The organism is Sphingobacteriales bacterium, from assembly GCA_016700115.1.
Lineage (GTDB): Bacteria > Bacteroidota > Bacteroidia > Chitinophagales > UBA2359 > UBA2359.
This window is the reverse complement of record CP064999.1, coordinates 980,620-1,003,396: the sequence shown is the minus strand read 5'-3', so window position 1 is coordinate 1,003,396 and position 22,777 is coordinate 980,620. Positions and strand designations below refer to the sequence as shown.

Genomic DNA, 22,777 nt, shown 5'->3' with positions numbered 1-22,777 from the left:
GGTTTAGCTTTTTAAATGTTTGTTTACTAATTTTTTTCTGTCAAATTTTATCGCCGGAGTAATAACTGGTTTCTTTAAGGGATTTGTAGGCACCCAATCTACAGTTTCTTTCCATTTAATATCCGTCTTGCGATATTTCAACCCTGCTTTTTCAAGTTCAATATCAAATTTGTTGAGAATATTATCACAAGACTTGTCATTGATACCGAAAGTTTCAGATACCAAATCCACCCTGCTTGTTTTTTTATCAACAGTAACATTGGTTTGAATAGATTGACCTTGCTCATTTAATGCTATTACCGTAATAGCTGCCCCTGTTTGTTTTACTTCAACAATTGTAAAACCAATTGCAACGCTTGCGTTTTCTACAACTGATGCAATACTTTCTGAAAAAATGGCATAATGTTCAGCTTGTACCTCATTCATCATTTTCTCTACTGCTGTTGCTAAGGTCGTTGTAGTAGTTGCTGCCAACAATTCTTGTACTCCAAGTTCAATCGATTTTACTGAATGAACTTGATATTTACTGTTGGCTAATGTTTCCACTACAGCCATTTTTTGTTTGGTTACTACATCAACATTTTGCGTAATTTCTGCGAATGCTTTTGTATAATTTTCAGCAAAAGAGTTTCGCAAGACCACCGGTGATTGTACTAACGTGGCCATCTTTTTTTCTAAACTCGTAGTAGTCGCATTAACAGATTCTGTGATCAATTCTCGCAAAGCAACATTGCTCTCTTGGGCAATAGTTGTTTCTATAGCAGTTATAATGGGAGTAGTATTTACTGTCGATCCTAAATCAACGGCAGTCAGTTCTGTAACGTTTTGTCTCTCTCGTACTTGACTCATGGTGTAAATAATTTAATTGTTAAACAAACTTGTTGTTATTGGAAATATTAGTTCCGAAAGTGGAATCCTCTTCTTCAGTATTATAGACCTGCTCTTCATCAGAATTCCGGTTATCGTTGTCTGTTTCGTTTACGTTCTGGTTTAACTGTGAAGGTTGAGTATTATCTGTATTTGGAATCAAATTGTTTTGACTTTTTTCAGGATTGCCTGTAGTGTTGTTCCAAAAATCGTAGAACAGCGCCACATCGCCTTGTGGTAATACAATAGACAATCTCGGCATAGGCAATACCTGTCGAAAATAGATTTGATTATTCAATACAAAAATATACTTGGGGCTCAACGAAATTTCGTTGGGTCGCTCCGACTCAGTTATTTTCAACCACTCTGTCAGCATGTCGGTAGCTATCAATTCAATTTGAACCCGGATTTGTTGCATTTCCTCGTTGATAGCATCTATCAAACGATTGCTTCCTTCTAAATTTTTCCGTAAAACATCCTCTGCTTTTTTTGCTTCTATCGTATATTCCATCAAGTTATAGTCTCTGCTATAAGAAGCTGCTTTACAATTCAGTAAAAAGGCTACTACCATAAAAACGACCCAAATAAAGTTCGCAGAGCTATCGGGATTCTGAATAATCAAGAAAAAAGACAGAATCGGAATAAGAAGTAATGGAATTATAAAGGAAAATCTGTTCCAATAATATGTGAAACCGGTATTGCGATTTTCTCGGGAATCGTCAACTAAGTAATGTATTGATAATTGTAAGAGCAGGTATGAAAACACACAACCTATTATTAATGCAACCGGCATAGTTATATTCGTCAATCCGAGAGTTTCTCCCAGTACCAACTTAATGGCAGGTATGGAAACTAAAGCATCAGCCCCAATTGTGAAGAGTTTCCTATTCTTCAGCCTTTTTTCTAATACTCTGTTTTGCACAGTGTAATCTGCAACTTGTACTCCCTCGTTTTGAGAAATAAACTCTTGGAGATTTTGATCAGCAATTTCTCTTTGGCGCTGTGCTTTATTAAAACTTGGTATAAGATTGGAAGCTTGTCCAAATTTTTGTCCAACCTTTTTTTGTAAGCTGTCAAACTTTGTACGGGCAGCGCTTGATTCGCTTTTAAAAAGAGTGTTAAATAAACTCATAAACCTTTTGTTATTTTATTGGCGTGAAAATCGTTTCAATTACTCTGTTGGGGTGCTCTAATTGAATAAGCTTGTCAGTAACCATTTTTTTGGAACTGTTTTGAACTGGATTTACTGCAATTATTTGAACACCTTCGAATGATGAGTTAAGCTTGATATTAATATTTGGAGCAGCTTGTATGAAATCAGAAAAACCGACTACATATTTTTTGCCTTCGTTGTTTTGATTATTTTGAAGAGTAATGAAAGCAGCATTCAAAATTCCGATAATATCCGTACTAAGGTTGTTTTTGCTTTTGACATATACTTTGTTATTTAATAGCTCTGAACAGTCGGCTAAAAACGCTACTTTGGCTTTTTTGAACTGAATAGCCGTTTTGTCCGAGTCTTTTTTTACAGCGTCCAGACTATTTTCCCAATCGCGTAATCGTTTGGAGTATTCGAAGCTTATTTCACCGTTCTCTCTCTCAGGTTTAAGCGGGACAAGTACTTGACTTGGAACTGATATATAGAGTACCTCGTTATTTCTGCTGTCGTTATCAACATGGCTTATATAAAACTTGCCGCCGGATGTCACATACATAGTGTCTAAAACTTTTTCGATCCAATCAATAGTTACTTGAGGGATATTATGAGGGCTCTTAGTAGATCCAGTGCCATCTGCCAATACATAAATGATTTTTTCGGGTTCTATGGGTGTAGCGGGAGGAGGGATTACTACCCCTATAATGTACCTGTCAATTACCTGTTTGCCAGTAGAGTTTAAAAAGTAAAAACCGGTTGCGACTCCAAGAAGCGTGAGGATAGCAATGATTTTAACAGACGATTTCATAATGTTAAGTGTTTTTGATTATATAATTTCAATGGTTTTGCAATTGGGTATAGCAATACAAATTGCCTTTCCAATAAGGCGGATGTCTTCACAATCCGACAAATAAGAATAGACCGGAAAAATCTCGGTGTAGGACGGACAGCCCTTTTGTAATTCCGACTGCTTTAACTTTTTAGGTTGAGGTATTAGTGGTAACTTTGAAAAAGTTTTGCAACACCGTAGCTTTTCTATTTTTCTGTTTATTATTGTCAGGCATAAGTTTCTTTTTGTGCTTTATAGCCTTAATACCCAAACCCGAAAGAAGGTAACCCAGAAAGACAAACCTTTTTTAAAAAAAAATTTCCCCTGATGAAATCAGCACAATACGCCGTTGTATTTTTTCTTCTCTTATTCTGTACTATTGGTTTAATAGCTCAACCCGTACCAAAAGATTTAGAGGGGCAGATAAATTACTATCTAGAAAAAGGTACTAAAGCATTAAAAAAAGAAAAAAATTCACAAGCCATTTCCAACTATGAAAAAGCCTTGGAACTAAGTATCATTGGTAAAGGAAATACTGATACATTAGTGGCATTTTGTTATGAGCAATTAGGGCATGTATATGGAAACATTAAAGATATTCAGAAGTCCATTAAATACTATACACAAGCTGCTGAAATATGGAAAGGAATAAAGGGTAATGAGAGTGAGGAATATTTACTAAAGACTATGATTATTTTTGAAAGCAGTGTAATGAATAACTACTTAGATGAAAGCAGTAAAACATACATTTTTGATTTTTTGGAAGGAGCGGAAATGGAAGTAGAAGAGCAGGACACAATTTGGTTTAATTTATTGTTTGGGACTGCAAAATTGTTTGATGACAATGAACTGTATAGTGATGCTGTTTTACTCTACGAAAAAGCTTATAATAAAAGCAAGTTAATGTGGGGGGAAAATCATAAAAACAATATCAATTTATTGGGTTTTTTGGCGATGGATTATTATTCCCTTGGTGATTTTGAAAAGGCAGATTCACTTTTTCAAGAAAGCCTAAATTTGTGGAACATAAACAAATTAAAAATTCAACACAAATACATTGATGTTTTAATTGTTACTGCCGAGTTTTACAAAAAAATGGGATTCTATTTTAGGTTGATAGATTTATATTTGGACGCAATTGAAGTTACAAATGAATTGTATGGGGAAAATAACACAGAACATGCTAAATTTATAAATCAATTAGCAGAAACTTATGAGGTCATTGGTTTATACGAAGCAGCTATTCCACTACGGGAACAATACTTACAAATAATGACCACAATTTTTGGTACCAAACACCCAGAATATGCTATGGCGCTCAATAATCTTGCAGTTCTCTATACTAAAATGGGTGCTTTTGAAGAAGTCGAGAATTTTTATATGTCAGCCTTATCTGTTTTAAAAGGATCCTCTTTTAAAAAACGTTATTACTATGCAGTTACTCTTAACAACTTAGCCCAATACTATGGGTTAACAAGCAATTTTACGAAATCTGAGCAGTTATTTCTTAAAGCCCTTTCAATTATCAAGAAAATTGCACCAAACAGTGAAACACACATGGAAGTACTTTATAACTTATCAGAAATTTATAGAATTACAGCTAACTATGAAAAAGCCGAATTTTTTTGTTACCAGTCTATACAAATGAAAAAGGAAGAATTGGGAGAAAATCATTACAAGTACGCCCTATCTGTAGTTAGTCTTGCAGAAACCGAACGCGCTAAAAGCAACTTTGAGGTCGCAGAAAACCTGTTTATATATGCGTTGTCTTTACTTGAGGAAAGTTTGGGTGAAGAACATATTTATTATGCAACCACACTAAACAATCTTGCCTTGCTTTACGCTGATTGGGGCTTTTATACTGAAGCAGAGAAATTATTTTATGAGGTTCTATATACAGCAGAGATAACAATAGGAAAGAATCGTCCTTTCTATGCTATTTTTTTAAACAATTTGGCTAACCTTTATCTTGCTAAAGGAGATTACTTGAAATCCGAGTCTTTGCAGTTAGAGGCCATATCAATTACAAGATCAGCTTTGGGAGAAAACAATATATACTATGCCAATTCATTGAATGGTTTAGCAGTCTTGTATACTAATATGGGCTTATATTCTACCGCAGAATCTCTGTTGTTGAAATATTTAACAGTTGTAAAAGAAATTTTAGGAAAAGAGAATCTCAATTATGCAGAAGGATTAAACAATTTATGTTTTCTTTTTAGTTGTGTAGAAGAATATGAGCAAGCCGAAAAATATTGTAAAGAATCTTTGTCCATACAATATACGTTTTTAGAAGAAAACAATCAAAATTATGTATCAAAACTAAATAATTTAGGGATTATATACTATAAAATGGGTAAGCACGATCAGAGCGAACCATTACTTCTTGAAGCATTATCCTTTCAAAAAAACATTTCGGATGAAAATCATCTCAATTATGCGATAACATTAAACAACCTTGCATTACTATATGACAAAGTGGGTGAATTAGAAAAAGCGAAGCTGTTATATCAAGAATCTCTTGGTATCGTAAAAAGTACAATTGGAGAGAATAATGCTGGTAATGCTTTGATTCTTACCAACCTTGCTCAATTAAATACTCAAACCCAAAACTACCCCACTGCTTATCCCCTATATACTCAAGCCATGCAAATCTATCAAAACCAAATAATCCAAAACTTTACCGGGCTGTCTGAAAGAGATAGGGAGCAGTATTTTAACGCTATAAAATATAATTTCGAAGCCTTCCATTCCTTTGCTTACAAAGCCCACAAAACTATCCCCCAAACGCTATCCAAGGATTACGATTATACACTTTTTATCAAAGGACTGCAATTAGCGACATCTCAACAAATGCGTAACAGAATAGCTGCAAGTGCTGATACAACTCTGTTGGCCGATTACGAAAACTGGTTGGGGCAGCGGCGTTTTCTCGGAAAACTCTATGAAAAAACCATTGAGCAGCGAAAAATCATAGGCATCAATATAGACAGCCTTGAAGAAGCTGCAAACCGCGCAGAAGCAGACCTTGCCCGCCGTTCTGAAGCGTTAGCCGAAGCTACAGATACCGTCCGATATACCTGGCAGGATGTACAAAAACAACTGAAAGCCGGCGAAGCTGCCGTAGAAATTGCCCGTTTTAATTGGTATAACAAAGATTGGACAGATACGGTGTATTATGCCCTAATGGTAGTTACCCCGCAAACCAAAGAACATCCCGATGTGGTATGGTTGGAATATGGGAAAGATTTGGAGGGCAGTCATTTTAAGAATTATACCGGTGCTATGAAAAGGGGGGAAAACGATTTTGACAGCTACCTGCAATACTGGAAACCCTTGGACAGCCTGTTGCAGGGAGCAAACAAGGTCTATCTGTCTTTGGATGGAATTTACCACAAAATCAACTTGGAAACCCTGATTACTCCCGAAGGCAAATACCTTGGCGATGAGAAAGAACTGCATTTGGTGGGTAGTACCAAAGATTTGGTCAAACACCGGAAAGCGGTTACATCCACTTTGTCGGCTGTTCTGTTGGGCAACCCGGCTTACAGCGCAGACAGCACGACGTTGGCAATTACTGCCGGGCAATTTAAAAAATCCTACAACCACCGATGCTTATCTTCCCGACAATACCCGTTCCGCTACATATTACCTGAACCCCTGCCCGGCACTCAAACTGAAATAGACCAAATCGGCGCAGTGCTCACTCAGGCGGGCTATTCGGTAAAATCATACAGCGGGAAAGAGGCAGCGGAGGAGGCGGTCAAATCAGCAAACAGCCCCCGTATTCTGCATCTTGCCACGCACGGCGCATTTTTGGAGATTTCCGATAAACCCGAAGAATTAAACCGGATGCAGTATTTAGCAGACATGGACATAAAACGGGCTATTGAAAACCCATTGCTGCGGTCTCAACTTTATTTCAGCGGAGCGCAGGAGACCTTATCGGGCAAATACCCCGCAAATGCGACATACGACAACGGTGTTCTGACCGCTTACGAGGCGGTGAATCTGAACCTGAAGGGGACGGAATTGGTCGTTTTGAGTGCCTGCGAAACAGGTTTGGGCGAGGTTCGCAACGGCGAGGGGGTATTTGGTATGCAGAGGGCGTTTCAGGTTGCGGGGGCGCAAAGCGTGATGATGTCGTTGAGGGAGGTAAGCGATGCCGCAACGAGCCTGTTCATGAATACCTTTTACCAAAACTTTTTAGAAACCGGCAACAAACGGCAGGCATTTAAAGCCGCCCAACAAACGCTCAGAAACACATCCGACTATAAACATCCTTACTATTGGGGGGCGTTTGTGTTGGTGGGAGAGTAGGGAGAGTTATTTGTTTTGTTTGCCAAACCTATAAGGTTTAGCCGAAAGATATTTTCTGTTTTATTTGGGTGTTCATACCTTTTTCTGCTTTCTGTTGTTTCTTAGCGCTTCTCTGTGGTTAATAATTTTGCCGCAGAGTTCCGCAAAGTTATACACAAAGTTCCGCAAAGAATCATTTAAGTTCCTTTGTGAAATCTATTGCGGGTTAAACTTTTGCCGGAAAGCCGGCTCGTTTTCGGTGAATGAGGATTGGCTGTTTTTTGTGTCTGATTCACCGAGTTAATAACCCGAAAAGTCAATGCTTCCCTCCATATACCCCCGATATTCCAATACATCCAAGTTTTCGGGAACGATAACGCAAATAAACGCCACTCCAACAGGTTTATAAACTTTTGTCAGACGTACTGATGCTGTTCCCCTTTTGGTATCATAATCATTAATATAACTCCATTTGAAAGTATAAACTTCTGCTTCATAATTTTCATAAGTTTCTTTAATCTCGCGGATATTCATTGAAAATAAACGTCCATAAGATTGAGTATTTTCGTCTTCCAATACATTCGCCATAAACAATTCTCCATCAACTTCATAGAACACGATATATCCTCCTGAACCGACATAACGTTCGGTATAATCATAGTCGTTAATCCGGGCATCGGAAATGATAAACCTTGAATATGTTTCCTGTTGCGCGAAAAGGGAGCTTTGCCGGCCTAAAAGCAGAAGAAGTGAAAAAGTAAAGATGCCAAACAGGTGTTTGAAAGAAAAACAAGAAATTGAATTGTGTAATTTTGATTTCATGATTTGTTGTGTTTTATGTTTGAGAGGTATTGAAACTTTTTATTGCTATTGTCACCAAAGACTACATAAGAAAACTGAATTTTAGCGTTCAGAGTGCAAACCTCTGAATATCATCACGGATTAAGTCAGTTTATCCGACAACTGAAAGCTATCTTCGATATTGTTAATTATTCTCTTAAATATCTTGCGTTGCTTCAAGTGGTAATAAACAATTAACTTTGTCTCTGACAGACCGTGTAACCACGGTTAAAATATCTCTTTCTTAGTGTTACATTCTTTATACCCAAACCCAAAAGAAGGTAACCCTCGTTTGACAAACTTTTTTCAAAAATATTTTCCCTCGATGAAATACTATTCAACTGTTTTAGTACTGATATTTTTATTTATCACTCAAATTTGGGCTCAAGCCCCTGTTTCACCTAATTTATTAGACGAACAAAACCGAAGAACCGGGTTATGGACGCATTTATATGATACCGATTCCATTCCATGGTATAGAACTACCGACACCTCATTGTATGAAGTTTATACTCAAGTGAACTATCAAAAGGGTCAGCTTGATAATAATGATATAAAGGGGTATTTCAAAAATGGAGGTGTTGCATTTGAATTAACTAATCCGGTAGAAAAAAATGACAGACTATATGGCTATTATGTATATTATTATGAAGACGGCAACAAGAGAATCGAGGGCACAGAAACTGAAAATGGATTAGATGGAACATGGTATTACTATAAGGAAGACGGCAAAAAATATCATTATATGGTATATTTAGATGGAGAGGCTCAGGGATTTCAAAAAAACCGACTGGCTGCTGATAGCTTAATTCAAATTGGCAATAAAGAAATGGCCAAGCCTCAAATAGAATTGACTATGGAATGGATGCAAAAGCAATTTTTAATTAAAGATCATCTTTCTTATGCCTCTTCCTTAAACAATCTGGCAGGTTCGTATTATACTATGGGCAATTATACGCAAGCAGAAACCCTCTACAAAGAAGCTTTAGCAATCAGGAAAAAAGTTTTGGGAGAAGAACACCCCGATTATGCCACTTCCTTAAACAATATGGCAGGTTTGTATTATACTATCCTCAATCTTGAGCAAGCAGAGCCCCTCTACAAAGAATCTTTAGTAATCAGGAAAAAAATTTTAGGGGAAGCACACCCCGATTATGTCAATTCCTTAAACAGTCTGGCTGGTTTGTATTGGGTTATGAGTAATTACGAACAAGCGGAGCAGTTTTATAAACAGGCATTGGAAATCAGGAAAAAAGTTTTGGGAGAAGAACACTCCGATTATACAACATCCTTAAACAATCTTGCAGGTTTATATAAAGCTATGGGTAAATACGAACAAGCGGAATCGTTTTATAAACAGGCACTAGAAATCAGGAAAAAAGTTTTGGGAGGAGAACACCCCGATTATGTCAATTCCTTAAACAGTTTGGCTTTTTTGTATAGGGTTATGGGTAAATACGAACAAGCGGAGCCATTGTATAAACAGGCATTGGAAATCAGGAAAAAAGTTTTGGGAGAAGAACACCCCGATTATGTCAATTCCTTAAATAGTCTGGCAGACTTGTATTGGGATATGGGTAAGTACGAACAAGCAGAGCCATTGTATAAACAGGCATTGGAAATCAGGAAAAAAGTTTTGGGAGAAGAACACCCCGACTATGCAATATCCTTAAACAGTCTGGCATTACTGTATCAATATATTGGTAAATACGAACAAGCAGAGTTGTTGCATAAACAGACATTAGAAATCAGGAAAAAAGTTTTGGGAGAAGAACACCCCGAATATGCAATTTCCTTATACAGTCTGGCTGGTTTGTGTAGGGTTATGGGTAAATACAAACAATCTGAAACGTTGCATAAACAGGCATTGGAAATCAGCAAAATTTTAGATAAAGAACATCTCGTACCAGCGTATTCCTTTAACAATCTCGTATTATTGTATTCTATTGTGGGTAATTATAAACAAACAGAGCCTTTCCTCAAATCAGCTTTAACCATCAGAAAAATAGTTATGGGTGAAGAACATCCTAACTATGCTACTTCTTTAACCAATTTGGCAGTTCTGTATAACCAAACCCAAAACTACCCCACTGCTTATCCCCTATATACTCAAGCCATGCAAATCTATCAAAACCAAATAATCCAAAACTTTACCGGGCTGTCTGAAAGAGATAGGGAGCAGTATTTTAACGCTATAAAATATAATTTCGAAGCCTTCCATTCCTTTGCTTACAAAGCCCACAAAACTATCCCCCAAACGCTATCCAACGATTACGATTATACACTTTTTATCAAAGGACTGCAATTAGCGACATCTCAACAAATGCGTAACAGAATAGCTACAAGTGCTGATACAACTCTGTTGGCCGATTACGAAAACTGGTTGGGGCAGCGGCGTTTTCTCGGCAAACTCTATGAAAAAACCATTGAGCAGCGAAAAATCATAGGCATCAATATAGACAGCCTTGAAGAAGTTGCAAACCGCGTAGAAGCAGACCTTGCCCGCCGTTCTGAAGCATTTGCCGAAGCTACAGATACCGTCCGATATATCTGGCAGGATGTACAAAAACAACTGAAAGCCGGCGAAGCTGCCGTAGAAATTGCCCGTTTTAATTGGTACAGCAAATCATGGACAGATACGGTGTATTATGCCCTAATGGTAGTTACCCCGCAAACCAAAGAACATCCCGATGTGGTATGGTTGAAAAACGGGAAAGATTTGGAGGGCAAGCACTTTAAGAACTATATAAACGCTATGAAAACGAGGGAAAACGATTTTGACGGTTACATGCAATACTGGAAACCCTTGGACAGCCTGTTGCAGTGTGCAAACAAGGTCTATCTGTCTTTGGACGGAATTTACCACAAAATCAACATGGAAACCCTGATTACCCCCGAAGGCAAATATCTCGGCGATGTGAAAGAACTGCACTTGGTAGGCAGTACCAAAGATTTGGTCAAACCCCGAAAAACGGCTACTTCCAATTTGTCGGCTGTTCTGTTAGGCAACCCCACATACAGCGCCGACAGCACGACGTTGGCAATTACTGCCGGGCATTATAAAAATCCTACAGCCACCGATGCCTATCTTCCCGACAATACCCGTTCTGCTACTTTTAACCTAAAACCCCTGCCCGGCACTCAAACGGAAATAAACCAAATTGGCGCAGCGCTCACAAAAGCGGGCTATTCCGTAAAATCGTACAGCGGGAAAGAGGCTGCGGAGGAGGCGGTCAAATCGGTAAACAGCCCCCGCATTCTGCATCTTGCCACGCACGGCGCATTTTTGGAGATTTCCGATAAACCCGAAGAATTAAACCGGATGCAGTATTTTGCAGACATGGACATAAAACGGGCTATTGAAAACCCATTGCTGCGGTCTCAACTTTATTTCAGCGGAGCGCAGGAGACCTTATCGGGCAAATACCCCTCCAATGCAACTTACGACAACGGCGTTCTGACCGCTTACGAGGCAGTGAATCTGAATCTGCGGGGGACGGAATTGGTTGTTTTGAGCGCCTGCGAAACAGGTTTGGGCGAGGTTCGCAACGGCGAGGGGGTATTCGGTTTGCAACGGGCGTTTCAGGTTGCAGGGGCGCAAAGCGTGATGATGTCGTTGAGGGAGGTAAGCGATGCCGCAACGAGCCTGTTCATGAATACCTTTTACCAAAACTTTTTAGAAACCGGCAACAAACGGCAGGCATTTAAAGCCGCCCAAAAAACGCTCAGAAAAACATCCGACTATAAACATCCTTACTATTGGGGGGCATTTGTGTTGGTGGGGGAGTAAGCGGGTAGTTTATTTGTTTTAATTCTTATGGGTTGGCAAACCTATATGGATTGGCAATCGGAAAGTCTTAATTCCCTTTTTGAGAGGGGCAAGGGGTGTGTACTTATTTGTTGGTTAACTACTTTTGTAGTTCCGACCTCCCCCGGTCCCTCCAAAGGAGCTTATCTTGCAGGGGTTTTTAGAAAATCATCCGATGTTTCCCGAAAAAGCCCGCCAAAATACAACCCGAAGAGGTGTTATGATTGCAGCAAACAAACGCCAAATCCTGCAGAACCCTGATGGATGACATCAATACCCAAATGCGACAAAAGGTAATACCAACTATGATTTAATTTTGAACCATCTAATAATGTCAAATGTCTTTAAAAATCCTGCCTTTCCCACTTAAACAGGGGCTGTGTTAGGGGTGGGTTCTTTTAGATATCGTTTATGCTCATCTTTGAATCGTTTATGTTTATCAATAACTGGGGAATGTTCAAAAAAAGTGGGTTTAAAAATTAAATCATGTTCTGTAATAGAATAAGCGAATAAAAAAGCCCTGCCGACATGGACAGGGCTGAAAAGGGGACACAGCCTAAAAATATGACTGCCATGAGTTCAATTTAATCAAACAGGGGTTGTTCAAAATCACAAGAAGAACTGTCGCTATCGGGAAGGTTGGATAAGCGAATACCAAATTTTCCGCGTTGCATAACACAGGTGTTTGGTTCAATTTTTCCGACTATGAGCAGTTGGGGAACATCCAAGGGAATTCTCACATTTTTCAATTCCCATTTACCCTTCGATGTAGCTCCGAAAATCTGTTGAGTGGTCAGGCAGTTGTAAAAAGCGTAATCTTCCCGAGTATCTGATTCTTCCAATAAAAAGCATACTACAAACAGGTCTATACCGGCTTTTGCCAATTCTTCACCAAAAGCGCACATATCCATAGCGGGATTACAGGAATCTAACCCGTCGGTAAAGAGGAGAATGGCTTTTTTGTCTTTTCCGGCAGAAAACATACCGATGCTGTTTTCCAACTGTTCAATCAGCGGCGTTGCTCCGTTGGGATATAATTGATTTATCATCTCAGACAGTTGTTTTCGCTTATCTTCTATCACGGGGAAATGGATGTCGGGAGTAATCTGACAATCGTTACCTACGGTAATAGCGCCCAGCTTAATAGAAGGTTTCAACTTCTGTAAAAGGTATAATGCGGAATGCTGCATGACCCCGAAACGGGAAGTGTTACGTTTTACTTCTTTTCCTTTTTTATTGGTTTCGGGCGGCAAAGGCATTTCGGCAACCATAGAGCCGGAGTGGTCTAATACAAACATTATTTCTTTGTATTTATCCATAGTTTTTAAAATGACTTCCATATTGTCGAGCAACATGTTATTAGCGCTTCCCAAGTTGAGCGGTTTATGAACGGTTCCGCCCGAATTTTTAATTGGTTCTTCTTTCCTCTTTTTGTATTGAAAAGGCATTAGCGAGTTAAGGTAATCGTTGTAATCGGTAAATTGAGGGCAGATATTGCTAACCGCCGGAGTTACCTTTTTCAGATAAGTCAGGTTGGCTTTTGCTGCTTGGTTTGCAGGGTTGAAAGTTAAAGCCCGTTCAAAAAAGCGGAATGCAAAGGTTATGTCGCAACTATCCAATGTAACATGGGTTTCGTGGTCGCCTTCGCTTTTGTCGTGAGAATGATACATCAGCCAACTTACCCCAAGATTATTCAGCAGTTTCGACATTTCTTCGTTTCGGGTAATAATCCCCTCTGACGTAGTATCAACCTGTTCTTGTATTTGAGATACGAGTTTCATAGCTTCGCGAGTTCGCTGCACTGCATATTGGGATTTGCCTGTTTTTGCGGCACAATACCCCTCCCATGCATATTTACCCCTTTTCAGTTCCGGGTTATCTTTGCCTGAGCCGCTTCGTCCCAATATATTTAAAGCGGTGTTGTACGATTGGGAGCAATCCATCAATTTCGCGATGTTTAATGCCAGGAGCGGGTCAGAAGGATTTTGCTGGAAAGCGTCAACCAAGTATTTTCTTGCCTTGTCAATTTCGTTGTTGCGCAACGCTACGTTTGCTTTCCATACTTTTATGACTACTTTGGCATTGGTGTAAGTGGTTGAACCCGTGTTGCCGGGCATCATTATAAAACCGGAAACAAAAACTGATACCAACACTAAAATCAGGATAAGGGACGCTCGGCACAAAGACAGTAAAAGGGTAAGTTTTTTGCTCATTTCAATTAAGTTTTGTGAATTGATATTTGAGTTTTAGGCATCTTTACAATCAGATGCTTTACCCTTGATACCACAGTTCACAAAAGGTAACCCTGAAAGCTGCAACGAGTAGGAGAAAAGGGCTAATTTGGATTAGCCTAAAGTGAAAGAAAATATGAAAGAAGTGAAATTGTATTTTTCGGTTTATACTTCTATATTTGCGATAATAAAATAAAAAAGGTTAATCTGGGTTACCTTTTTCCCTTTCAAGTTATTAAGTATGGATAAACGCAGTAAATATTCCGAAGATAACGAGATTCTAAATGCTATACGAAATGGGGAAGAGGGGTGTATTGAAAACCTTTATACAGATTATTATAATATGCTTAGCTCTTTAGTTCTTAATAACAAGGGATCTTCAGATGAAGCAAATGATATTGTTCAGGATACCGTTGTTGCATTTTATGAGAAAGCGAAAACCCCCAAATTTGAATTGACCTGCTCTATCAAAACATACTTATACTCAGTAGCGCGTAATTTGTGGTTAAAAGAGTTGAAGAGGAAGGGTAAAACCCCAATGATTATAGATACCTCTAAAGAGTTCTTAGAAATAGAAGTTGACGATAATGTGGAAGATAAAGAGAAAATAGAGTATTTTATTATAAAAGCCATGGAACACTTAAACACATTGGGCGGGAATTGCAAAAAAATTCTAACCCACTTTTATTGGGATAACTGGAATATGGCAAAAATTGCAGAAGAGATAAATTATACCAATGCCGATAATGCAAAAACTCAAAAGGCAAAATGCATGAAAAGATTAAGAGAATTGTGCGCAGACCTTAAAAACATATAAAAACCGCTATGAAACCTACCGACGGACAATACGAACTGATAGACCAATACCTGCAAGGCGAACTAAGCGGGGAGGAGTTAACTAAATTGGAAATGCTGATAGCCAATGACCCTGAATTTGCAGAAGCTGTTGAAACAGAAAAGATTCTGATTGCAGCCATAAAACGGTCGGCAAGAGAAGAAATGAAAAAGAAATTGATTGAATTTGATTTGGCTAAAGTCCCGGCAGCTAAGCACATGAGGGGCGATTTCTCACAACATTCATACATGGGGCGCGAATTCTCAAATCACTCTGAATCTAATGAATCTTCTCGTTCCATTATCTGGTTCTTAGCAGCAGCATCGGTGTTACTATTTTCAGGGTTAGGCATTTACTTTTTAATTGAAAATAACAATATAATTTCTCCGGATAACAAGTTGGTGCTTGTGCCGCCAATCAAAACCACTTTCAATTTACCTGTTAAAACAGTAGGCATTCAGGATACGTCTTTGGGATATGTCGTGTCTGACGGCGACACTGCCGAATTGGAAAGACTGCCCATACTCCTAATATCAGACGAAAAGCCTACCCGACATTACCAACTTACAGACACACTTACTCTCTCAGGCATTTTTCCGACAGACGGATCCGCTTTTGAACTCATCCGAATCAATGAAAACGAGTTTACCCAACTTTATTTAAAAATGGATAACCAATTTTACCCGCTATCAGAAACAAGGGAGTTTGCGCTACTTAAGGCAGAAACAGATGAGCGGATGATTGAACAGTTAAAGACACTGCTTAAGCCGGTTCAAAAAGATGCAGGAGAATAGTTTTGAGAGTGTTCCTAAAAACAGTATAAAATTGGACCTTGAACGCCATTAAACTGAAAGGATAATAGCTATACTCGCCCCTTTTCCTGATTTTTATACCCGCCATACATTTACCGGGCGACAACTTAAATGGCGAACAGGGTTAGAAACTGTCTTTTACCTTTTTATCAAGGTGTTTCCCTCTTGAGAGGCAGGAGCGTGTTCTCCTTACCATGCAAATCTTGTTGTCCAAGCATTTATATTTTTTCTCCCTATATTTACTTCGCCACCCGATAAGGTAAATCCCAATACGTAGGCATTAAACGTTTTTCAACAACCAAAGACGAAACACATCGGCACCGTCAATTACTTCCTTGTCTAATCACTACGGGATTTTTTTTCAATCCCAATATTTTCCGACTGCTTATTATCTAAAAGTTAAACGCAAAGTTTCACTAAGAATCCTCTGCGTTACATTTCGGTTAAACTTTTATCACAAACCCGAAACATCAAAAAAGGCGGATTAACCGGTGCCGAACAGCAGATTTACAGTAAAAAATAACCTTTACGAAGTTGCCGGTGTTTATTTTATACAATTTTACTGTTCAAAAGACAACGCAAAAAGAAAAAGTACTAATATTGGCTTTTAATGAGTTAAGCAGCAGGACAATCGCTTACTTTTAAGTGGTAAGTAATTCAGGCATTGTTTTTAAAGCAGATCACATCTATAAAAAGATGACATGCAAACCACTATTTTAACCAATACCGAGCGCGAGCAACAAATATACGAAGCACTGTTTTCGGTCAAAGATCCTGAAATACCTGTTATTTCGGTCGTTGATCTGGGCATTATTACTTCTGTAACCTGGCATGAAGATACAGGAACCGCTTTAGTAGTGATGACTCCTACTTTTACCGCCTGTCCTGCAACCAAGGTGATGCAAACCCAAATACAGGAATGTGTGGCGGCGTTGCCATTTGTTAAAGAAGCAACGGTAACAATTGATTTTACAATACCCTGGAACTCTAACAGAATCAGTGAAACGGGAAAACAACAACTCAAAGAATTTGGATTGGCTCCTCCACCTGTTTACACCGGAGAAGTTGATTTAGAAAAAATAGCAGAAGCAAAATGCCCCAACTGCGGAAGTTCTAATACTTCTCTCAACCTGCTTTTCGGACCTACTCTTTGCCGGTCTATGCACTTTTGTTATGATTGCCGGCAGGCTTTCGAGGCTTTTAAACCGGTTTAAAACTATTTTTATCAACAGTTGCGCTATTAAATTTTTTACTTGAAAAATATATAAAAAAAAACCGAGAAGACCATGTAATTTTTCCTAACCCCAAACTTTTTTAAAAACTATGAGTGTTTTGTGGAACGAAGGTGAAATTGTAGATATTCAACCCGAAGCGCCGGGAACCAAACGCTTTTTTGTCAAAGTGCCCGAATTTGAAGCAATAGATTTCAAACCCGGTCAGTTTATGACTTTCGACCTGCCCATTCACGAAAAAAGAAACAGAAGATGGCGCAGTTATTCCATAGCCTCTGCTCCTGACGGAACCAATGTGCTGGAATTTGTGATTGTGTTGCTCGAAGGAGGTCTGGGAACCGAATATCTGTTCAAACAAGCCACTGTCGGCACAAAATTTTTACTCCGAGGTCCGCAAGGTCATTTTACCCTTCCCGAAACCATAGACAAAGAAATTTGCTTTATCTGTACCGGAACCGGTATTGCCCCGTTCAGGTCTATGTTATGGCATATTCACCGGCAACAAATTGAACACAAAGGTATGAACCTGATTTTTGGTTCGCGCCTTCAGGAAAACATATTGTATCATCAGGAGATGCTGGAACTTCAATCTAAATTAAAAGGATTTAATTATCATGTAGCCCTGTCCCGCGAAAAATCCCCCGATTGGAAAGGATATACCGGATATGTCCATCAAATTTACAGCACGTTGTTTGCTGACCAGCGCGATGCTTATTTCTATATTTGTGGTTGGCAAAACATGTTGGACGAAGCCTGCCACCGCTTACTCGAAATGGGCTATCAGCGTAAAATAAACATTATCTGCGAGTCTTATGGTTAAAATTTTTTTCTATACAATACAATACCTGCAAAAGATGTTTTAAACTCATCAACCATCATCTTATTTTACCGCTAAACCATACTGCTATGAAAAGATACTTGTTCGCCTTAGTCGTGTTTTTATTGCCGGCATTAAGTTTACTGGCACAACAAAATCTGAATATTTCAGAGCCGGTTTCTCCCATTGAAGGGGTAAAACAATACCAGATATACTTTGAGAAACCCGTTCAGTCGTTCGAAAATTTACAGCATAAAGACGGAACCCCGCTAAAAGGAGAACTCACTGAAGACAGGAAACGGTTGATTATCAACAACTATGAAAAAAGGGCGGGTGTTACGGTAGATGTTATGTATCAGGACGGAGGAAGGGAAAACATCAGCCGAAGTCCCTGTTATATTGACCCAGTTCTTCCCCTGTAAAACCGCGGGAATATTTGTTTTTTCAGAAACATGCTGCACCCTTTAGTCATAAATAATATTAAAGCTGAAAAACAGCCCCCCTTTTTTATCATGACGGTTAAAGGAGTATTCAATACTGAGTACTTTGTCGTATAAGGTGTGGATGTCTATGCCTACACCGCCGCTTCCCAGCCATGTATTGGTCAGAGGGTTGTTTTTGTGGTAAAAATTATCCTGCACATAAGCACTGCCTGCATATACTTTCAGATACGCAGCAAAGGGAATTGTGCGAAACTGAGTCAGTTTTTTAAACAAAGGGTTTATAATTTTAAATTTCAGCGCTTCGTACTTCAGGGTAGAGCGAATCATGGCATAATGTTGACCGTCAATAATATAATACTCATACCCGGGCAGGTTGTTTCCTCCAAATCCAAGCCCTTCCTGATTAAAATAGGGTTGTTTGGTGGGAAATGAAGTTTTAGCCCTCAAATTGACAGCAGCAAACCAATGTTTACCGAGTTCCTGATATTTTGAATATCGGGCAGTCATCCAAAGTTGGTTGATATCATTGCCTATCCCAAATCCCGATTTAGCTACCAAAAATCCAAAAGAATATCCCTTCAAAGGATAAGCCGCGATATCGCGATGATCTTCCCAAAACTCGTATCGCGCATGAAGGTATTGTTGTTTGGTTTTCCCTTCCAAAAAATAGTTGGAATTTAAGGTTGCTACTGTATCGGCAATAGTATTGTAAAAGTAGCTGACATTAAAATAGTGGTTCGTGCGGATATTAGGCCGGCGTGTAATTCCCACTCCGGCTTTAAATCTCATGCGGATAATTCTATCATCGTCGCGGTAAAATTGTTGTTTGTTGTCGGAAGTAATATACTGTACTTCCCGGTTGGTGATGTAGGAGATAAAAGGGTTAATACCGGTTTTTCGTTGCTTGTCAATAAAAGGAATGACATAACTGAGTTCTATTTTTTTGGTATAACCCAATTGTACCAGCGTCTTGAGCAATTCTTTACGCCCCCGGAAGTTTTGATGCACAAACAGAAAGCCATATTCTGTGCGTTGAAGGCTTCGTTTGTGTGTTACCCACCATTCGTTAAAATTTCGGTCGGCTAATTCAAAAATAGGTGCCGGAATGATATACCACCGTTCTTCGACCTGAACACTTAATTCTATCCGGTTGTCCGGATGTTGTATAATATTTATGTTTACATCGTTAAATAACCGCGTATTGTAGATTTGGTTGCGGTTTCGCTCCAATACCTCTTCTATGTTTGCAGCAAAAAGCGTATCGCCTTCGGCAATATCCATTTCGCGAAAAATGATGGTTTTTTTGGTCAGTTTATTGCCTTGGGTAAGTATCTTTTGAACAATAAAGAAAACAGGTTTTTCTTCGGACTTTTCAGTGGTTTGAAGACTATCGCCGGTATTCAGATTCACCCGGTGGGTAGTATCGGTCAATTTTTTGTCCGTTTCGTGGAGATTTGTAAAAATTGGCTGAGCATAAATGACCGGACTTAGCAGAATCAAGAGAAGGGGCAATAAAGTCAGGGACTGTTTTGTGCAAAAGGGCAAAATACAACTCATCAAAATAAGGTTTGCCCTAATGGGACAGGGAAAATACTTTTTATCGTTTACTTTGGCAAATAGGCCTTTTCAAAAATATGGTTGGATGGAGTAAATACAACAGACAAATTAAATGTTCAGATAGTTCATCAGTTCATCCAATCGTTCTTTGATATCTTCGACATAATCACTTTCCTGAAATGAGCCGATGACCTTGTAATCATATCGTTCAAATGTGGTAAGAACAGACTTCAGGTCTGTAATATTGACTTTGAGCGTTACTTCCATCATGGAAGTATGGCTATGTGTAGTAACATACATACTTAAAACCCTGGCGTTGTTTGTTTCTATAATTTGGGCTATTTGGGACAAACTATAGTCATAGGCATTCATTTCAAGAATAATGATTCCTCCGGGTTCCTGAGCAGAACTTAACTGACCAAAATATTCAATCAGTTTATCTAAGGCTATTAAACCGAGATAGTTTTGTTCTTCATCAACAACGGCAATTGCACTAAGCTGATGCTCATTCATGGCTTTTAACACTTCGTATATATGAACTCCTTTTTTGACAAATAGATTACGTCCTTCAAAATCGTAGTGTTTAAGATTAACTCCGGGGTTATTAGAATCAAGTATATCATTTTCGCCAATCATGCCTATATATTTAGTGCCGTCAACAACCGGCAGATGTTGCAGGTGAAAAGTATTCATCCACATGATGGCTTTACCACCGGTATCGGTTAATTTCAAAGGGGGGATATCATTTCTTATCAGATTCTGAGCGATCATACCGTTAGTTTATCAGTTTTTTTTACTACTTTTTTTAAAAATTGTTCTAATATAGCGTTAAACTCATCGGGTTTTTCCATCATAGGGGCATGCCCGCATTTGTCAATAAAATGTAATTCAGAATTGGGGATGAGACTGTTAAAGTCTTTGGCTACTTCGATCGGAGTAATCCGGTCCTGAAGCCCCCAAACCAATAAAGTCGGAACCTCAATTTTATGTAATTGGTCTGCCAAATTGTTTCTGATGGCCGATTTGGCTACTGAAACAACCCGCAAAGCCTTTTCGCGGTTGGTAACGGTATTAAATACTTCATCTACCAATTCTTTGGTTGCGGTTTTTGGGTCATAAAAAGTATATTCGGTTTTTTCCTTGATAAAATCATAGTTTCCGCGTTTAGGAAAACTGTCGCTCATGGCATTTTCATACAAACCCGAACTTCCGGTCAATATCATGGAAGTTATTTTTTCCTGATTAGCAAGGGTGTATAATAAAGCAACATGCCCTCCCAATGAATTGCCTAATACCGACACCTTTTCATATTTTTTGTAAGCAACAAAATCCTCAATAAAATGGGTAATATTGGGTAGGTTCACCTTAAAAATTGGAAGTTCATAGATGGGCAACATCGGGATGATCACTTTATAGTCCCGTTTGAAATAATTGATTAAGGCTTCAAAGTTGCTCAATGCGCCAAACAATCCGTGAAGCAGGATGATAATTTCACCTTCACCTTCTTCGATGTATTTGAATTTGCCTTGTTGTTGGAGTGTGTAGTTCATAGTTTGTTAATATTGGTGGAGAGTTTTAAAAGAACAGCAGTTTTAAAAAGCCGGTTTTGTTCTGTGTTTTAAAATGACCCAAAGCGATACGATGGCAAAATAGGGATTTTTACTGCCTGTTGGTTTTTTTTATCAAAAAATGATAAAAGTAGGTCTGTTTTATTGCAATTATATGTTTTAAAACTATGGATTTGACATCAGATTAAGACAGTTGTTTAATATATTCAGTCCTTCATGGGTCAGAATAGATTCCGGATGAAACTGCACGCCGTAAATTGGTAAATGTTGGTGGGCAATAGCCATAATTTCACCTTCAACGGTTGTGGCAGTAATTTCCAAAGGAGTATTTGTAACTTCAGTCAAAACCAAAGAGTGGTAACGCATAACCGGAGTATGTTGGGGGATATTGTAAAACATAGGGTGATTGTGGTGAACAAGAGCAGAGGTGTAACCATGAATGGGTTGTTTTGCCAATACAAGTTTTGCTCCAAAATATTGGCCGATTGCCTGATGTCCTAAACATATTCCTAAAATAGGCACTTTTTGATGAAAACTTCGGATGACGGGTATAGTAATTCCTGATTTTTCGGGAGTTTCGGGTCCGGGAGATATGATTATGCCCTCAGGATTTAGAGCATTAATATCAGACAATGTACAGGCATTGTTACGCACAACTTTACAGGAAACTCCTAACTGAGCAAAATAGTCTAACAGGTTATAAGTAAAGGAATCGTAATTGTCTATCAGTAAATACAAGGCAAATTAAAAAGGGTTGAGTGAAACAGCGTTCATATAACACCTGAAAAGAAAGTTAGTTGAACAAACTCCAAAAAGGAGCGTGTTTCAATAAAAGAAAAACCTCCGGACAAGCAGGTTGTCAGGAGGTTTTTTCTATAAATAAAGAAGGGGGTTTCTTTTACTTACTAATTGTCAGTTGGCGTAGTATTTTCGGCAGGTTTAGCGTTTACAGTACCATGAATTTTCAAAACATGGGTTGAGTTTTCTGTTTCGTTTGTGTTCAGAGTAACTGTTTTTTGGAATGAACCAAGACGGTTAGTATCGTATCTAACTTCAATTTCTTTTGTTTCACCCGGCAAAATGGGTTCTTTGGGATAGGTCGGAACGGTACATCCACAACTGCCTTTTGCGCTGGTGATGGTTAAAGGTTCGTTACCGGTATTGGTAAACTTGAAAACTCTGAGCGGTTCAGAACCTTGAACGATTGTGCCGTAATCCATATCGGTAGATTCAAACTCCATAACAGGACCACTACCAACCGGGGTTAAATTTGTTTCCATTGGAACTGAAGAAACAACGGAAGTAACGGGAAGACTTGCAGATTCATTTACCTGTGCAAAAACCACAACAGAAAACAAAAGAGCCATAGAAAAGGAAAAAAGATTTTTCATAAGGCAAGAAAATGTTTTTGGAAATAAAAAAAGAAAGAAGAAGTCTCAAAGTTAAACAATCTTTAAATCACAAAACTTTTTTAACAAAACTT

Annotated in this window: 17 protein-coding genes; 7 read left to right on the top strand and 10 right to left on the bottom strand. The window is 38.7% G+C overall.

The annotated features are described in order from the left end of the window. Positions 1–3: 3 nt before the first annotated feature. Genes IPM47_03355 through IPM47_03345 form a run of 3 tightly spaced genes read right to left on the bottom strand, consistent with a single transcriptional unit; the run spans position 4 to position 2,831 of the window. Positions 4–849 carry a hypothetical protein gene (locus IPM47_03355; GenBank protein QQS30002.1) on the bottom strand — a complete coding sequence of 282 codons (846 nt, stop codon included), beginning with the start codon at positions 847–849 and terminating at the stop codon, positions 4–6. A gap of 19 nt (positions 850–868) precedes the next feature. After that, positions 869–1,999: a hypothetical protein gene (locus IPM47_03350; protein ID QQS30001.1), complete on the bottom strand. Its 1,131-nt coding sequence runs from the start codon at positions 1,997–1,999 to the stop codon at positions 869–871. 10 nt (positions 2,000–2,009) lie between these two features. Next, positions 2,010–2,831, bottom strand: a complete 822-nt coding sequence (locus IPM47_03345; protein QQS30000.1) for a hypothetical protein — start codon at positions 2,829–2,831, stop codon at positions 2,010–2,012. 348 nt (positions 2,832–3,179) lie between these two features. On the opposite strand from IPM47_03345, the gene IPM47_03340 reads away from it, so the two are divergent. Continuing rightward, positions 3,180–7,172: a CHAT domain-containing protein gene (locus IPM47_03340; GenBank protein ID QQS29999.1), complete on the top strand. Its 3,993-nt coding sequence runs from the start codon at positions 3,180–3,182 to the stop codon at positions 7,170–7,172. 279 nt (positions 7,173–7,451) lie between these two features. Here the strand turns inward: IPM47_03340 and IPM47_03335 are convergent, their stop codons facing one another. Next, positions 7,452–7,973 carry a hypothetical protein gene (locus tag IPM47_03335; GenBank protein ID QQS29998.1) on the bottom strand — a complete coding sequence of 174 codons (522 nt, stop codon included), beginning with the start codon at positions 7,971–7,973 and terminating at the stop codon, positions 7,452–7,454. Positions 7,974–8,316: 343 nt separating this feature from the next. On the opposite strand from IPM47_03335, the gene IPM47_03330 reads away from it, so the two are divergent. After that, positions 8,317–11,781, top strand: coding sequence for a CHAT domain-containing protein (locus IPM47_03330; GenBank protein ID QQS29997.1), 3,465 nt, complete (start codon positions 8,317–8,319; stop codon positions 11,779–11,781). 602 nt (positions 11,782–12,383) lie between these two features. Here the strand turns inward: IPM47_03330 and IPM47_03325 are convergent. Beyond that, complete coding sequence (locus IPM47_03325) at positions 12,384–14,012, bottom strand: VWA domain-containing protein (protein QQS29996.1); 1,629 nt, start codon at positions 14,010–14,012, stop codon at positions 12,384–12,386. Positions 14,013–14,271: 259 nt separating this feature from the next. Between IPM47_03325 and IPM47_03320 the strand changes: the two genes are divergently transcribed. The 5 genes from IPM47_03320 to IPM47_03300 all read left to right on the top strand — a co-directional run bounded on the left by IPM47_03320 (position 14,272) and on the right by IPM47_03300 (position 18,148). Continuing rightward, positions 14,272–14,847, top strand: a complete 576-nt coding sequence (locus IPM47_03320) for a sigma-70 family RNA polymerase sigma factor (protein QQS29995.1) — start codon at positions 14,272–14,274, stop codon at positions 14,845–14,847. A gap of 8 nt (positions 14,848–14,855) precedes the next feature. Beyond that, entirely contained in the window at positions 14,856–15,659 is an 804-nt protein-coding gene (locus IPM47_03315) for a hypothetical protein (GenBank protein QQS29994.1), read from the top strand. Positions 15,660–16,378: 719 nt separating this feature from the next. Further along, a complete protein-coding gene (gene paaJ, locus IPM47_03310) occupies positions 16,379–16,891 on the top strand; it encodes a phenylacetate-CoA oxygenase subunit PaaJ (GenBank protein QQS29993.1) in 513 nt (170 codons plus the stop codon). 109 nt (positions 16,892–17,000) lie between these two features. Then, a complete protein-coding gene (locus IPM47_03305; protein QQS29992.1) occupies positions 17,001–17,729 on the top strand; it encodes an oxidoreductase in 729 nt (242 codons plus the stop codon). 86 nt (positions 17,730–17,815) lie between these two features. Then, on the top strand, positions 17,816–18,148 hold the full coding sequence (locus tag IPM47_03300) for a hypothetical protein (protein ID QQS29991.1): 333 nt from the start codon (positions 17,816–17,818) through the stop codon (positions 18,146–18,148). A 42-nt stretch (positions 18,149–18,190) separates the two neighbouring features. Here IPM47_03300 and IPM47_03295 read toward each other — a convergent pair whose 3' ends face one another. The 5 genes from IPM47_03295 to IPM47_03275 all read right to left on the bottom strand — a co-directional run bounded on the left by IPM47_03295 (position 18,191) and on the right by IPM47_03275 (position 22,661). Continuing rightward, positions 18,191–19,681 (bottom strand): BamA/TamA family outer membrane protein, encoded by a 1,491-nt coding sequence (locus IPM47_03295; GenBank protein ID QQS29990.1) that lies wholly within the window; start codon positions 19,679–19,681, stop codon positions 18,191–18,193. 153 nt (positions 19,682–19,834) lie between these two features. Next, the gene (locus IPM47_03290) at positions 19,835–20,497 is read right to left on the bottom strand and encodes a CBS domain-containing protein (protein QQS29989.1); all 663 of its coding nucleotides are present in this window, start codon (positions 20,495–20,497) and stop codon (positions 19,835–19,837) included. Further along, complete coding sequence (locus IPM47_03285) at positions 20,494–21,276, bottom strand: alpha/beta hydrolase (protein ID QQS29988.1); 783 nt, start codon at positions 21,274–21,276, stop codon at positions 20,494–20,496. Before IPM47_03285 ends, IPM47_03290 begins: the two co-directional genes overlap by 4 nt. Positions 21,277–21,459: 183 nt before the next feature. Beyond that, a complete protein-coding gene (locus tag IPM47_03280; protein QQS29987.1) occupies positions 21,460–22,032 on the bottom strand; it encodes an aminodeoxychorismate/anthranilate synthase component II in 573 nt (190 codons plus the stop codon). Positions 22,033–22,199: 167 nt separating this feature from the next. Further along, the gene (locus tag IPM47_03275; GenBank protein ID QQS31371.1) at positions 22,200–22,661 is read right to left on the bottom strand and encodes a DUF1573 domain-containing protein; all 462 of its coding nucleotides are present in this window, start codon (positions 22,659–22,661) and stop codon (positions 22,200–22,202) included. Positions 22,662–22,777 lie beyond the last annotated feature (116 nt).

What these genes read in the sequence shown, in the direction of transcription:
- IPM47_03355 (QQS30002.1), bottom strand. Translation starts at nt 849, where the DNA reads ATGAGTCAAGTACGAGAGAGACAAAACGTTACAGAACTGACTGCCGTT.
- IPM47_03350 (QQS30001.1), bottom strand. Translation starts at nt 1,999, where the DNA reads ATGAGTTTATTTAACACTCTTTTTAAAAGCGAATCAAGCGCTGCCCGT.
- IPM47_03345 (QQS30000.1), bottom strand. Translation starts at nt 2,831, where the DNA reads ATGAAATCGTCTGTTAAAATCATTGCTATCCTCACGCTTCTTGGAGTC.
- IPM47_03340 (QQS29999.1), top strand. Translation starts at nt 3,180, where the DNA reads ATGAAATCAGCACAATACGCCGTTGTATTTTTTCTTCTCTTATTCTGT.
- IPM47_03335 (QQS29998.1), bottom strand. Translation starts at nt 7,973, where the DNA reads ATGAAATCAAAATTACACAATTCAATTTCTTGTTTTTCTTTCAAACAC.
- IPM47_03330 (QQS29997.1), top strand. Translation starts at nt 8,317, where the DNA reads ATGAAATACTATTCAACTGTTTTAGTACTGATATTTTTATTTATCACT.
- IPM47_03325 (QQS29996.1), bottom strand. Translation starts at nt 14,012, where the DNA reads ATGAGCAAAAAACTTACCCTTTTACTGTCTTTGTGCCGAGCGTCCCTT.
- IPM47_03320 (QQS29995.1), top strand. Translation starts at nt 14,272, where the DNA reads ATGGATAAACGCAGTAAATATTCCGAAGATAACGAGATTCTAAATGCT.
- IPM47_03315 (QQS29994.1), top strand. Translation starts at nt 14,856, where the DNA reads ATGAAACCTACCGACGGACAATACGAACTGATAGACCAATACCTGCAA.
- paaJ (QQS29993.1), top strand. Translation starts at nt 16,379, where the DNA reads ATGCAAACCACTATTTTAACCAATACCGAGCGCGAGCAACAAATATAC.
- IPM47_03305 (QQS29992.1), top strand. Translation starts at nt 17,001, where the DNA reads ATGAGTGTTTTGTGGAACGAAGGTGAAATTGTAGATATTCAACCCGAA.
- IPM47_03300 (QQS29991.1), top strand. Translation starts at nt 17,816, where the DNA reads ATGAAAAGATACTTGTTCGCCTTAGTCGTGTTTTTATTGCCGGCATTA.
- IPM47_03290 (QQS29989.1), bottom strand. Translation starts at nt 20,497, where the DNA reads ATGATCGCTCAGAATCTGATAAGAAATGATATCCCCCCTTTGAAATTA.
- IPM47_03285 (QQS29988.1), bottom strand. Translation starts at nt 21,276, where the DNA reads ATGAACTACACACTCCAACAACAAGGCAAATTCAAATACATCGAAGAA.
- IPM47_03275 (QQS31371.1), bottom strand. Translation starts at nt 22,661, where the DNA reads ATGGCTCTTTTGTTTTCTGTTGTGGTTTTTGCACAGGTAAATGAATCT.